Below are 13,201 nucleotides of genomic sequence, written 5' to 3'. Positions count from 1 at the left end.
CGTGGTAATCCCGAACGCTTTAACCGCCACGACTCCCAGGAGGTTTCCAATTTTCGGAGAACCTGCTGAAGAACCTGAGCGTTGACCGTCTTGAGCCGAGGAAATTCCATCTTGGCAGCGGTCAAACGCTTAGCCTGAACGTGGTAGTTAGGAAATGGTGTATCGGCTGGCAAGATGAACTCCTGCCGTATCGAACAAGCATTCACCCGAGACTTGCGGGAATTTAGCCAGTCTTTGCGTTCCCGCAGCGCAAAATTCCAGACCTTGCGACACACATCCAGAATGTGTTCAATCTCTGAAACCTGCGCCGCAGTTGGCTCTAGCTTAAATTCCCACGTCATGTTTAGCATATCTAAACTGTAGCAGATATTTTGTAGGTTGCTTTCCTTGGTCGCGCTTCGCAGTACTCCAGCCAAGCTTTTAGCTATGGCTGGAGTACTGCGAATAATCTGGATAGAATGGCGTATGGTGGGTTGGCGGGTCTCGTCGATGCCACAAGCCGTTCCATTCTACTTCTCGTACTATGTCACTGGAAAATCTGCAACCTGCTCCCAAGGCCAAAGTCATGGTCTATCTTCCTTACTATAAGACCAATAATCAGCGTAGTGCGCTGCCCTTAGCCATTGGGCTGTATGAGAAGGGAAATCTCGAAGGGGAACGCCGCATCGAGGGGGGCAAGAATATTCCCTTCGTCGCCACCTGGAATGTGTCGAGTCTTCCGGCTGATCCAACCCGCTGTCGCTTGCAGTTCGATGGCAATGCGGACTTGAGCTATGAGACGACGATGGCCAATTATGAATTTATTAATTTTGTGATCGAACTGCTGATTATCTTTAAGAAGTACCGAGTTGTGGACTTCTCGAAGGGATTTTACCACAAACTGTTAGATGTGGATGAATAGTCCCTGATGGCGGTCAGACCTGGAAACGAAGGACCTGTGACTGAGTGGATTCGCGTTGGCCCCGAACGGAGAAATTCGGGGAAGGTCACTCTTGATACAGTTACTATGAAGTTTGACGGCTCACAGTAGATCGAACCGATCGAACATTGAACACAGTGAAGGTGAGTTGTGTCAACAGCCATCTCACAGCATGGAAAAGGAGTGTCTAGCGTGTCGAACCCCCCAAAATATCTAATCGTTGGGTCGATTGAACCCTGTAGTGGTAAAACATCTAGTCTGTTGGGGCTAGCTCGTCAACTACGTCAGCGGGGTCTGGAATTTGCCATTGGCCAACCGTTGGTTCCCGCCGTGAGTCTTTCGGACTCGCCTGAGTTGAATGAGGCGGAAGTGGACTTTGTGGCTCAACAGCTACAACTGAGCGGCGATCGCGTCCAAGCCCCGGTTCTGACTCTCTCGCCAGACCGGTTAGCCAAACGGCTACAAGGACGGGATACAACGGATTACACTCAACAGGTTCGGGATTTACCCAGTCCGGATGTGGAGTTGGTGGTTTGGGAAGGGCCGACGAGCTTATCGGAAGGACGAAGTTTTGGCCTGGCCTTACCGCAAATGGCTGAGTTGGTCGATGCGGGTGTGTTACTGGTGATTCGCTATCACTCGATGTTAACCATTGATCGGGTGTTGTCGGCGAAGGCTCAGTTGGGCGATCGCCCCTTGGGGGTCATCCTCAATAATGTGCCGCTTGGGGAGTTGGATGAGGTTCAGTCTCGGGTGCAGCCCTTTCTCGAAGAGTCTGGCATTACGGTGGTGGGAGTTTTACCTCATAGTGCCTTGCTACGCAGTGTCAGCGTCGAGGATGTGGTTAGAAACCTCAAGGCTGAGGTGTTATGCGGTAAGGAACGGCTGGATTTGATGATTGAGAGCATCCAGATTGGGGCCATGAGTGTTAACTCGGCGGTGAAGTATTTTCAACAAAGTCTCAATACGGCGATTGTTACTGGGGGCGATCGCACGGATATTCAGTTGGCGGCCCTGGAAACGGCAACGCACTGTCTCATCCTCACGGGCCATCACTTGACTCCGAGTGATTTAGTCCTCAATCGCGCCGAGGAAGTCGAAATTCCCGTGATCTCTGTCGAACGAGACACCTTAACCACCGTCGAGATTCTCGATGCCATGTTCGGACGCACCCCCGTCCGGGAACCGATGAAGCTTGACTACATCTATCAGATGGCTCAGGAGCATTTGAATGTTGAGCGACTCTTGCAGATGTTGGAGTTGGGGAACCCAGGCTAGGGAAGAGAAACAAGCTAGGGGTGGCCCCTAGGGGCCGCCCGGTTTCTGGCCGGTCAACGCTCAGCCTAAAATTAACTCTCCCCCGGTTCTTCCCCGCAAAAGCGTTCTGTCTGTTACAATACTTGCGTCGTTCAGTTCCCGTCGTACTGTCTTTGAGTCAAACTACAGAGACTTCCGAGAAAGTTGACGTTTTCCTACAAGAGCTAGCTGCGATTCAGCAGTCTGGCTCCAAACGCATCGCGATTCTCGGGTCGCGTCATGTTCCTATCACTCATCAACATCTAATTGAGGTGATGAGTTATGCCCTAGTCCTGGGAGGGAATCGCTTGATTACCTCGGGGGCAACGGGGACCAATTCTGCTGCGATTCGCGGAGCTATGCGTGCTGATCCCAATCAGTTAACGGTGATTCTTCCTCAAAGCTTGAAACGTCAGGCCAATGAGTCACGCAAACAACTTGAGCAAGTCATGCATCTGGTGGAACATCCAGAACATGATGAGTTGTCGTTGGCTGAAGCAAGTGCCAATTGCAATTTGGAGATTATTAGCCGCTGTCAGCAATTGATCTGTTTCGCCTTCCATGATAGCCATACCCTGCTGCAAACCTGTCGGGATGCGGAAGACCAGCGTAAGATTGTGACGCTGTTTTATTTCGATTGATGCCTCTGCGGGGAATGTCTTGATGTTAAGAGAATGGTCTGATTCGCTGATCTTGTTGTTGGCGATCGCCGTCGCAGCTGTTCTGATCTATTTGCCCTATCTTTGGGTTGGCTATGCTCGCGTTCAGGTGGGATATGATTTAGCTGCCCCTCGGGCCATGTTCGATCGCCTCCCGGCTTATGCACAACGGGCAACTTGGGCGCACCAAAACTCGTTTGAGACGTTCCTCCCGTTTACGGCGGCGGCCTTGATGGTCTATGTCACGGAGGCCGGCTCTTCGACGACCACTTGGGCGGCTGTTGTGTTTCTGGTGGCTCGTTTTCTCTATAGCGTCTGTTATATTGGCAACTTACCGCTGTTGCGATCGGCATCGTTCGTGGTGGGAAGTCTCGCCACGTTGGTGCTGTTTGCTCTAGGATTGCAAGGCGCGGGTCTAGGTCATGGCCTTTAAAATTGTTTAAAATTGTCTTTGATATGGGCTAAGCGTTCTGATGCAGCCAGTCTAACGAGGATTGGCTCGAAACTCGTTGCATCCCCAAGTCGGCACAGTCGGCGAAGGCGGCATCAGCCCCCTCGCTGAAGTCGACGACCCCAGGAATCACAACCGGGGAGGTACAGTCTTCGAGAAGATAGATTTTTTGGGCCATTGTTTCGGGATTTTGGGGATGGCGATCGCGAATTTCTTGCCCTAAATCCCGCACCGTCCAGGCCACACAATGACTTTTAGCCTGTCCTGCAATAATGAGCTGATCAAAGCTCAACAGATGCTCGATTAAAGCCGTATTGGTCTCGGCGATCGCGGTCCCATCGGCCATCGTTTGTACCTCCGGTTTTAGCACTGAATAATTTTCCGTGAGAGGGTGCATTCCTTTGAGTTCATAGCGTGTTGGACTGCGACGCACCAAACTATGAACAAAACAGGCTTCCTCAACGGCGGCCACTAAACTATGACCAATGCCGCCGGTCATACCATGATACGCCCAAATTGTCAAGGGATATTTGCTCTCTTGAGTCAGTTGCCGTGCATAGTGCCGTGCATAGGCATCAGGGTCAATGTCAAGGGGCAACATCGGCACAATCTCAGGATTAATGCGCCAGGTTCCGGCCTCAATATCCGCCAGTTCTAGGGTACTCATCGGAGCGGGATGCTCACCAGCATCATTCACCCAAAACGCCGGATGAAAAATCTGTAAGGCGCTGTGAGTGTCCATCGTGGCAATAATCTCAGTGATGTCTCCCAGATGACGATAAATCAACTCACAAAGCCGTTGATTATCCTCCACAGCCCCCCGGCCACTACGTCCCCCCACAAATAACTCAAAACCGGGAATACAAAAGGTATTTTGTACATCAATTAACAGCAGTCCCAGCCGCCGTTGATCCTCGCTAGCAGGACGGATCTGCTGCTGCTGTTGCCAAGTTTTAGCATCTTGGGCGCGATCGCCGTAAGGAACTCGCCAAACCTCACCAACCGTTTCCCGATTAAACCAAGAAGGATACATAACTAATAAATCGCAAATCGTAAATCGTTCACAATTGCGGAAATGTCAATACATTACTCTTAATTCCGCAAAACCCAGCCCTTCAGCCAAGATGCTGAAAAACTGGGTTTTGCAAAACGAAACGGTCGCTTAGAGCTGTTTCACTTCAGCCACAAGTTTCGAGACCATATCCTTGGCAGAGCCAAATAACATCATGGTTTTGTCGCGGTAGAACAACTCATTATCCACCCCAGCAAAACCAGTACTGAGACCCCGTTTGATGACGATCGCGTGTTTAGCGCGATCGACCTGAATAATCGGCATCCCATAAATGGGGCTGTCTTTCTCAGTTTGGGCCGACGGATTCACCACATCATTAGCGCCAATAACCAACGCCACATCCGTTTCCTCAAACTGAGGATTGATGTCATCCATATCATAGAGCGCATCATAGGGAACATTGGCTTCAGCCAGTAGCACATTCATATGTCCCGGCATCCGTCCAGCGACGGGGTGAATCGCATACTTAACCTCAACCCCCATTTTGTCCAACTGATCGGCCAGCTCACGAATCGAATGTTGAGCTTGAGCCACCGCCATACCATAGCCCGGCACAATCACCACAGAGCGAGCATAGCCGAGCATCATGGCGCATTCTTCGGGGTCAATGTTGCGAACCACTTTATCCCCTTGACTGCCACCACCACCGGCCGCAGCGGTACCGCCGCCTTCTCCGGTTCCGAAGGCCGCAAACAAGACATTCGTCAGAGAGCGGTTCATGCCTTTACACATGATCACCGTGAGAATGATCCCCGATGCACCGACTAAGGCCCCGGCGATGATGAGCATATTGTTCATCACCACAAACCCCGCCGCACTAGCCGCTAAGCCAGAAAAGGAGTTCAACAGGGAGATGACCACTGGCATATCGCCGCCGCCAATGGGGATCACAAACATAATCCCGAGGACGAGGGAAATGGCCACTAAGCCCAAAAACAGGGAGGGCGTAGGAGAGGTGGCCACTAGGTAACCACTACCAATCAGGAAACTCGCCAGCAAGGCCGCATTAAAGGGCTGTTGCAGGGGAAAAGTAATCGGAGATCCCGAAATCAAGCCCTGAAGTTTGGCAAAGGCAATCAGGGAGCCGGTAAAGGTGACGCCACCAATGAGAATCCCTAACATCACCGTGATCGTCGAAGCCGCATTTGGCTCAGCGGTGAGGTCAAAGTAATGCCAAAACTCAGCCATCGCCACCAGGGCCGACGCTGCCCCCCCTAAGCCGTTAAAGAGTCCCACCAGTTGGGGCATGGAGGTCATGGCCACCTTTTGGGCCGTGATCGCGCCAATCACCGAACCGATGGCAATCCCCACCAGAATCATTTGGTGATTGAGAACTTGGCGATCGAGCAGTGTAGCGACGATCGCCACCAACATGGCGATCGAGGCTAGACGATTCCCTTGACGAGCTGTTGCCGGTGAACCGAGGCGTTTCAAGCCCACGAAGAACAGGGATGCGGCAACTAGATAACTCAGTTGAATGCCAGTTGGCAAAAAGTCGCTCATGCTTTAGCCTCTTTTTTCTTGAACATTTGCAGCATACGGTCTGTGACGAGGAAACCGCCGACGACATTAATGGTGGCGAAGACAACGGCCACCAAGCCGAGAATGACGGTGACGTTCCAATCGCGATCGCCCGCCACAACGATGGCCCCTAACAGCGCAATCCCAGAAATGGCATTCGCGCCAGACATGAGGGGAGTATGCAGGGTTGGCGGAACCTTATTGATGACCTCGAATCCGGCGAAGGATGCGAGGACGAAGATAAACAATGCAGCAATAATCGGATCAGTCATATCAAAGGTCCTATGGGAGAGTCAAATTAGGATTGAGCAAGACGAAACTCGCTAGGCGACCGACGTGGCACCGAGAGCCTGGCGTACCCGCTCATTACGAATTTCACCCTTAAAGGTGACACAAGTGGTGTCGGGAATATCATCCTCAAAATCCAGGTTGAGCTGATCGTCGTTGATCAAGTAGTCCAAGAAGGTTGAGATATTCTTGGCATACATCTGGCTGGCGTGAACGGGCATCGATGAGGGTAAGTTCACCGGGCCGATGAGGGTGACGCCATGACGGACGACATTGGCCCCGGCTTCGGTCCCTTCACAGTTGCCGCCCTGTTGTGCCGCCAAATCGACCACAACCGATCCCGGACGCATCCGGGCAATCATGTCATCGCTGATGATGCGAGGCGCTTTTTTGCCGGGAACTTGGGCGGTGGTGATGACCACATCGGCTTGGGCGACACTGTTGGAGATGGCCTCTTGGGTTTTCTGTTTCGAGGCTTCCGAGATTTCTTTGGCGTAGCCTCCCTTGGCGACGGTGTCTTCTTCGAGTTCAACTTCGACGAATTTGGCCCCGAGACTTTGCACCTCTTCTTTGACGGCGGGCCGGATATCGAAGGCTTCGACGACCGCCCCGAGACGACGGCTGGTGGCGATCGCCTGTAGGCCCGCGACCCCAGCCCCAACGATAAACACTTTCGCCGGGCGGATGGTTCCGGCGGCGGTGGTGAGCATGGGGAAGAATTTGGGTAAGGCTGAGGCGGCCACCAAGACGGCCTTGTAGCCGGCTACCCCCGCTTGAGACGACAGAGCATCCATGCTCTGGGCGCGACTGGTGCGGGGAATCAACTCCATGCTGAGAGCCGTGATGCCCCGTTGGGCGATCTGCTGCATGAGTTCAGCATTGGCGAGAGGGTTAAGAAAACTAATCAGCGTGGTGTCCGGACTGAGGCGATCGACTTCCTCAGGACTGGGCGGGGACACTTTTAACAGTACATCGTTCCCCTGCCAAATTTGACTGGGATCGGAGACAATCTTGGCACCGGCGGCTTCATAGGCCGAGTCCGGGAAGAAGGATCCTTCACCGGCTCCGGCTTCGATAGAGATATCGAGTCCTTTTTTGGCTAACCGAGCCACGATATCGGGAATGAGTGCCACTCGGCGCTCCCCGACCTCGATTTCTTTGGCAACTGCAACTTTCATAAAGACTCCTCTACGGGTTTAATGCTGCGATTTTAGCGGCGGGATGACTTGACGATCAGTTCGCGATAACCAAATTGATGCGACAAATGATGCAGCCCGTGATACGACCGGAGACTTATGAGCTAAGGATAGCTTGCCTGCCGCTGAGGGACAGGGACGCGATCGTATCTGCTTCTATCTACTGGGAATGGTAGATCAATCTCTATAAACTGGCACAGGCTCTTTAACTTGTCTTAAGACCAACCGTAATACTAAAAGACGGCTGACCACATCCTGAAGGGTCTAAAATGTCAGGTGATTGGCCTCGTTTTGAGGCGTATTTCCCGAAGACCGTTGGCATTTTAGCGTCTGATTCCTTACTGTAAATGCCGCTGTTGGCCAGCGGTTCTGGGCGATCGCGCCCACAGAACCCAATCTCTCCAATCCTTTGGGGAGCATGACTTGGGGCGTTGGTCTGTCCCGGTTAGACGCGGGGAAAGGCGATCGCCTCTCTTGTGAACTATCATGACAGTTGAGTCGGGTTTTGATACATTCGTTAACACTGTAAAAAAACGATCGCATGACCCCGACTCGTCACGCCAGCATTGTGATCTAGCGTTGCGATCTAAATACTTAGGAGTCCTTATGAAACGTTGGTTATCTGCGAGTCTGATCATTGGAGCCTTAGCCGTTGCCGCTCCCCCCGAGGTGACGGCCCAGGGGTTACCAGGATTTACCCTGTTTGGGGGGCCACGGCGGGAAAATCAACTGGGGTTTCGGCTTGACTACGGCACGACTGGACATCCTCGCGATCGCTATCGTCTGCGGATTCCGGCCGAGAAGATGGATTTTGCCGTCAACCAGCTCTCCATCACCTACCCGGACTATTACAACGGCGACTTTGACATGAGCCTAAACCCCGATCGCGATCCCGATCGCCAACCGGTCCAGGTGCGCGTCCGAGAAAACGGCGATTATGAGGTCATCGCCCTCGAAGATGTGATTTGGGATCAAGAGAACCAGGTCATTGAAATTTACCCGATTGAGCCAATCGCAGCGGGGAATGATGTCGAAATCGTCTTCTCCAACGTCCGTAACCCTCGCTTTGGCGGGATGTACTACTTCAATGCACGGGTATTTAGTCCTGGGGATCTCCCCATGGCTCGCTATCTGGGCACTTGGGTGTTAAACATTAGCCCCCGCTAACCTCACGGATGACCGAGCCGCCCAAGCCGCGAAAATAGCCAATCCCCTCAAACAGCCCGAGGAATTTGATGTAGAATGGTAAACTGCATGTTTGTCAACTACAATCTCAACCCATGACCAAACGAACTTTTGGCGGAACCGTCCGCAAACGCAAACGGACCTCTGGCTTCCGCGCTCGGATGCGCATTAAAACCGGCCGGCGCGTGATTAACTCTCGTCGTCGCAAAGGACGGGCTCGGCTCTCCGTTTAGACTCTCGGTGCTACCTCAAGCTCACCGACTTCGCCATTGGAAAGACTTTCAAACGGTTTATCAGCGTGGCCAGCGGACTCGCAGCCGAGTTCTGGGACTGCGGGCCTATCGCGCCGACGACCGAGTCCATGAGGGGAACAGCATTGCTCAAGTTCCCCCAACTCGTTTTGGCATCAGTGTCGGCCGTAAAATCAGTAAAAAAGCCGTTGTCCGCAATCGAATTAAGCGATGCCTTCGGGCCGCATTGAGAGCGTTACTGCCCCGAGTCCGTCCCGGTTGGGACGTGATTATCATCGCCTATCCCGACGCCAAAGAGTGCAATTCACGACACTTTCTGCAAGAATTAGAGCAGTTGTTGGCAAGAATCGAGGTACTCAATGGGCATTCGTGAGGAAGTCTTTTATGAAGGAGGTCCCCATATCGGCGACCTCATTTTCAATATCTTAATTGGCTTAACGGTCATTGGCTTGCCCCTAACCGTCGGGGCCGTCATCCGCGCCCTCTGGCTACGGTTTCGGATTACGAACCGTCGTCTGTCGGTGACGGGAGGCTGGATGGGGCGCGATCGCACCGATGTGGTCTACTCAGAAATTCGCAAAATTGTCACCGTTCCCCGAGGCTTCGGACTCTGGGGCGATATGGTTCTAACCCTACAAGGCGGGAGCCGACTCGAACTGCGAGCCGTCCCTCAATTTCGAGAGGTGTACAATTACATTCAAGAGCATTTGTCCCCCGAAGCCCAACAAGTCAGTGGCTCTCTAGGACAATAATCCCTAAACCACGACTTTCCGATTGGCTCAGATTGACGATATCACCGCGCAGAAATTGGCGTAAAACGTAATGGATTTTGGTGTTGGTTTTCTCTCCAATAACGTAATGCTGCCGATCCTAGATTTATTCTATGGGATCGTGCCGAGCTACGGACTGGCAATTGTTGCCCTAACCCTCGTGATCCGATTCGCGCTTTACCCCCTAAGCGCTAAATCGATCCGCAGTATGCGTCGGATGCGAGTTGCGCAACCGGCCATGCAAAAACGAGTTAAAGAAGTTCAAGAACGATATAAAGATGATCCGGCGAAACAGCAGGAAGAAATGAGTGCTGTTTACAAGGAATTTGGCAATCCCCTGGCAGGCTGCTTACCAATTTTGGTACAAATGCCGGTGTTATTTGCCCTATTTGCGACGTTACGAGGATCGCCGTTTGCTGACATCGGTTACCCGGTGGAGTTAGAAATTTTCCCTCGGGAACAGATCGAGCGCATTCAACCCCAGGTGTACACCAGCGATCCCAAAAATATCTATGTTACCGATGGCGTTCACCGCAAAATCGCAGCGGTGTTACCGGCCGGAAATCGCCTCGTCGTGGGAGAAAAAACTCACTTAGAGTTTCAATCCTTAGACGGAACACCTTTGCAACAACTGCTTCAGGATTATGACAACCCCGATGTGCAACCGCAATGGCAAATCAAAGACGGTGAAAATCGGGTTGCGATCGCCGAAGATGGCACCTTAGAGGCCCTACAACCGGGCAAAGTGACCTTAGAAGGGAAAATTCCTGGATTAGCGGCGAATAAAGGCTTCCTGTTTATTCAGGCCCTCGGTCGAGTCGGTGCGACCGGCGACAATGGAGAAATCCACTGGGATATCGTGGGGATGGTCCTGTTTTTTGGTCTGAGTCTATATCTTAACCAGATCCTCTCAGGACAAGGGCAAGATAGTAATGCCAATCCCCAGCAACAAACCATTAGTAAGCTCACCCCTGTGATCTTCTCCGGGATGTTTCTGTTTTTCCCACTTCCGGCTGGGGTGTTGATGTATATGGTGGTGGCTAACATCTTCCAAACCCTGCAAACCTTTATCCTGTCTCGGGAACCCCTACCTGAGAATCTGCAAAAAATTGTGGATGCTCAAGAGAAAGCCAAAGCGAAAGATGGATCTCGCCAAGAGTTACCGTTTGAGCCGAAACGCAAGAAAAAAGCTGGCCAGTCTTAAACCGATGAGTTGGGCCAAAAACCTGTTCCGAGCGCCGGGACAGGTTTTGCTGCGGCTGGGAAGGGGTTTGATAGGATGACAACAGATGTTATGGCGTTGATGGCGATCGCCTCAGCCGAGTCATCACAGTTTGGGAGGACTTGACAATGGAACCGATTTATGTTCCATCACTACTCAAAGCACCAGAAAAAACCGAGGTCATTGACTTTAAGCAGTTTATCGCGGAGTTGGAGACCTTGATGCCGGTGCAGGGGACGATATCCGTGAGCCATCAGGGAACCTACTTGCAGGTTGCGGCCACCATCGAGGCGATCGTGACCTTGACCTGCGATCGCTGCTTACAAAACTATAACCACCGCCTGAACGTCTCCCCCGACGAGGTGATCTGGCTCGATGTCAACGCCGATCGCACCGATGATTTACCCCTCGAACAAGAAGTCCTCAGCGAAGAACTGATCGAAAGCCTCCATCCCGAGGGAACCTTCGATCCCGAAAATTGGCTCTACGAACAACTCTGTCTAGCACTTCCCCACCGCAAACTCTGTCGTCAAGACTGCGACGGTATTGAGGTGGACACCACCACACCACCGCCAATCGATCGCCGCTGGGCCGCTTTGCAAGATCTCCAAGGAAAACTTCCGAGTGAGCCAACTCCCTAAAACATGAGCTTTAAAGACGAATTTGAACTGCTGCTACGAGCGCGTTACCCGATTCTCTACATTTCCACCCTGGAAGAAGAACGAGTCGAAGCCAGTATTCGCCAATCGGCTCAAAGCCAAGGTAATCGTGCCGTCTATATCTGGGATTTTGTCGAGGGGTATCAGGGTAACGCCAACGATGCCGGTAAAGCCCAACGCAATCCCCTGCAAGCCCTCGAACAGGTGGAAAAACTACCCGCCAATGCCCCGGCTATCTTTATTTTGCGCGACTTTCATCGCTTCCTCGATGATATTTCCATCTCGCGCAAATTACGCAACTTAGCCCGCTTACTCAAGTCTCAACCCAAAAACTTGGTGTTGCTGGCCCCAAATGTCACCATTCCTGAAGATTTAAGCGAAGTCTTGACGGTGATGGAGTTTTCCCTGCCAACGGGAGAGGAAATTCGCCGGGAAATTGAAGGACTCTTATCCTCGACGGGCCGTCCCTTGGGCGATCGCCTCCTCGATGAAATGGTGCGATCGTGTCAGGGACTGTCATTAGAGCGGATTCGTCGGGTTCTGGCCCGGGCCATCGCCAGCCACGGCCAACTCGAACCCGAAGACGTTGACCTGATCCTCGAAGAAAAACGCCAAACCATCCGCCAAACCCAAATCCTAGAATTTTACGGGGCCACCGAAGAAATTAGCGATATTGGCGGCTTAGATAATCTCAAAGATTGGTTGCTGCGACGAGGAGGCGGATTCTCAGAAAAAGCCCGCGAGTATGGCCTGCCCTATCCCCGAGGTCTGCTGCTGGTGGGGATTCAGGGAACCGGGAAGTCTCTCAGTGCCAAGGCGATCGCTCATCACTGGCATTTACCCCTCTTGCGGTTAGATGTGGGGCGACTGTTCGCGGGCCTCGTGGGAGAATCCGAATCCCGCACCCGTCAGATGATTCAAGTCGCCGAGGCCCTGGCCCCCTGTATTCTCTGGATTGATGAAATTGACAAAGCCTTCGCCGGCCTCGGTGGAAAAGGAGACGGAGGAACCACCAGTCGTGTCTTCGGCACCTTTATTACTTGGTTAGCCGAGAAAGACTCCCCCGTGTTTGTCGTAGCCACAGCCAACGATATTCAGGTTTTACCGCCTGAAATGTTGCGCAAAGGTCGTTTTGATGAAATTTTCTTTGTCGGTTTACCCAGCCAAGCCGAACGACGGGAAATCTTTGCCGTACATCTATCCCGCTTACGACCCCATAACCTGGCCAACTACGATCTCGATCGCCTGGCCTATGAAACCCCCGATTTCTCCGGGGCCGAGATCGAACAGATGATTGTCGAAGCCATGCACATTGGCTTTAGTCAAAATCGTGACTTTACCACCCAAGATATCCTAGAAGCCGCCAGCCAAATTGTGCCACTGGCTCGCACCGCTCAAGAACAAATCCAGTTTCTCCAAGACTGGGCCACCTCCGGGAAAGCGCGTTTAGCCTCCCGTCGGAGCAGTCTATCGAGTCGTATCCAAGGACAACTACGGGGTGAGTCATAACCACCCGTTTTTCCCATGAATCTGTCCAATTTAGCCAAATTTATTCTCGGGTTTACCCTGGCCATCGCCCTCACCTTAGGCGGGGCGGTCGCCGCCTCCCTCTATCTGGTGGCCCGCTTAACGGCATTGGCCCCCAAACCCGAGGTTGATAGCCCCCAAGCCCCCACCCCCACCCCCGCCAGGACAACCCCCACCCCACAAGC

16 protein-coding genes and 1 pseudogene are annotated in these 13,201 nt (G+C 52.6%); 12 read left to right on the top strand and 5 right to left on the bottom strand.

From position 1 onward, the window contains the following. Nucleotides 1-350 (bottom strand): helix-turn-helix domain-containing protein (locus R6U67_RS18665; RefSeq protein WP_410253936.1); only part of this gene is annotated, 350 nt, incomplete at its 3' end. A gap of 173 nt (nucleotides 351-523) precedes the next feature. Between R6U67_RS18665 and ebsA the strand changes: the two genes are divergently transcribed. The 4 genes from ebsA (at nucleotide 524) to R6U67_RS18645 (ending at nucleotide 3,307) form a co-directional block, all read left to right on the top strand. Continuing rightward, nucleotides 524-901, top strand: coding sequence for a type IV pilus biogenesis protein EbsA (gene ebsA / locus R6U67_RS18660; RefSeq protein WP_068787863.1), 378 nt, complete (start codon nucleotides 524-526; stop codon nucleotides 899-901). Between the two features lie 210 nt (nucleotides 902-1,111). Beyond that, the gene (locus R6U67_RS18655) at nucleotides 1,112-2,197 is read left to right on the top strand and encodes a phosphotransacetylase family protein (protein WP_410253935.1); all 1,086 of its coding nucleotides are present in this window, start codon (nucleotides 1,112-1,114) and stop codon (nucleotides 2,195-2,197) included. Nucleotides 2,198-2,349: 152 nt separating this feature from the next. Then, nucleotides 2,350-2,856, top strand: a complete 507-nt coding sequence (locus tag R6U67_RS18650) for a DNA recombination-mediator protein A (protein ID WP_068787865.1) — start codon at nucleotides 2,350-2,352, stop codon at nucleotides 2,854-2,856. Nucleotides 2,857-2,878: 22 nt separating this feature from the next. Further along, nucleotides 2,879-3,307 carry an MAPEG family protein gene (locus R6U67_RS18645; RefSeq protein WP_410253934.1) on the top strand — a complete coding sequence of 143 codons (429 nt, stop codon included), beginning with the start codon at nucleotides 2,879-2,881 and terminating at the stop codon, nucleotides 3,305-3,307. Nucleotides 3,308-3,335: 28 nt separating this feature from the next. On the opposite strand, the gene R6U67_RS18640 is transcribed toward R6U67_RS18645, so the two are convergent. The 4 genes from R6U67_RS18640 to R6U67_RS18625 all read right to left on the bottom strand — a co-directional run bounded on the left by R6U67_RS18640 (nucleotide 3,336) and on the right by R6U67_RS18625 (nucleotide 7,384). Further along, nucleotides 3,336-4,358, bottom strand: a complete 1,023-nt coding sequence (locus R6U67_RS18640; protein ID WP_410253933.1) for an isochorismatase — start codon at nucleotides 4,356-4,358, stop codon at nucleotides 3,336-3,338. Nucleotides 4,359-4,487: 129 nt separating this feature from the next. Next, nucleotides 4,488-5,900, bottom strand: coding sequence for an NAD(P)(+) transhydrogenase (Re/Si-specific) subunit beta (locus R6U67_RS18635; protein WP_410253932.1), 1,413 nt, complete (start codon nucleotides 5,898-5,900; stop codon nucleotides 4,488-4,490). After that, nucleotides 5,897-6,190 carry an NAD(P) transhydrogenase subunit alpha gene (locus R6U67_RS18630; protein WP_068787869.1) on the bottom strand — a complete coding sequence of 98 codons (294 nt, stop codon included), beginning with the start codon at nucleotides 6,188-6,190 and terminating at the stop codon, nucleotides 5,897-5,899. Before R6U67_RS18630 ends, R6U67_RS18635 begins: the two co-directional genes overlap by 4 nt. 51 nt (nucleotides 6,191-6,241) lie before the next feature. After that, entirely contained in the window at nucleotides 6,242-7,384 is a 1,143-nt protein-coding gene (locus R6U67_RS18625) for a Re/Si-specific NAD(P)(+) transhydrogenase subunit alpha (RefSeq protein ID WP_410253931.1), read from the bottom strand. Nucleotides 7,385-8,008: 624 nt separating this feature from the next. Between R6U67_RS18625 and R6U67_RS18620 the strand changes: the two genes are divergently transcribed. From R6U67_RS18620 to R6U67_RS18585, 8 genes and pseudogenes are all read left to right on the top strand, one after another. After that, nucleotides 8,009-8,569: a DUF2808 domain-containing protein gene (locus R6U67_RS18620; RefSeq protein ID WP_410253930.1), complete on the top strand. Its 561-nt coding sequence runs from the start codon at nucleotides 8,009-8,011 to the stop codon at nucleotides 8,567-8,569. Between the two features lie 113 nt (nucleotides 8,570-8,682). Next, on the top strand, nucleotides 8,683-8,820 hold the full coding sequence (rpmH, locus tag R6U67_RS18615) for a 50S ribosomal protein L34 (RefSeq protein ID WP_068787874.1): 138 nt from the start codon (nucleotides 8,683-8,685) through the stop codon (nucleotides 8,818-8,820). 7 nt (nucleotides 8,821-8,827) lie between these two features. Next, nucleotides 8,828-9,211 carry a ribonuclease P protein component gene (gene rnpA, locus R6U67_RS18610; protein WP_410253929.1) on the top strand — a complete coding sequence of 128 codons (384 nt, stop codon included), beginning with the start codon at nucleotides 8,828-8,830 and terminating at the stop codon, nucleotides 9,209-9,211. Then, nucleotides 9,198-9,590, top strand: a complete 393-nt coding sequence (locus R6U67_RS18605; protein ID WP_410253928.1) for a PH domain-containing protein — start codon at nucleotides 9,198-9,200, stop codon at nucleotides 9,588-9,590. The genes rnpA and R6U67_RS18605 overlap by 14 nt, the downstream gene beginning before the upstream one ends. A 70-nt stretch (nucleotides 9,591-9,660) precedes the next feature. Further along, complete coding sequence (gene yidC, locus R6U67_RS18600; protein WP_410253927.1) at nucleotides 9,661-10,812, top strand: membrane protein insertase YidC; 1,152 nt, start codon at nucleotides 9,661-9,663, stop codon at nucleotides 10,810-10,812. A 146-nt stretch (nucleotides 10,813-10,958) separates the two neighbouring features. Beyond that, nucleotides 10,959-11,471 (top strand): YceD family protein, encoded by a 513-nt coding sequence (locus R6U67_RS18595; RefSeq protein ID WP_087710515.1) that lies wholly within the window; start codon nucleotides 10,959-10,961, stop codon nucleotides 11,469-11,471. Between the two features lie 3 nt (nucleotides 11,472-11,474). Continuing rightward, nucleotides 11,475-12,998: an AAA family ATPase gene (locus R6U67_RS18590; RefSeq protein WP_410253926.1), complete on the top strand. Its 1,524-nt coding sequence runs from the start codon at nucleotides 11,475-11,477 to the stop codon at nucleotides 12,996-12,998. A 15-nt stretch (nucleotides 12,999-13,013) separates the two neighbouring features. Continuing rightward, nucleotides 13,014-13,201: pseudogene (locus R6U67_RS18585) on the top strand (SH3 domain-containing protein); the annotation flags it as partial.

The sequence above is a fragment of the Sodalinema sp. genome (genome assembly GCF_046483825.1).
Classification (GTDB): domain Bacteria; phylum Cyanobacteriota; class Cyanobacteriia; order Cyanobacteriales; family Geitlerinemataceae; genus Sodalinema.
This window is presented reverse-complemented; position numbering and strand designations above follow the sequence as displayed.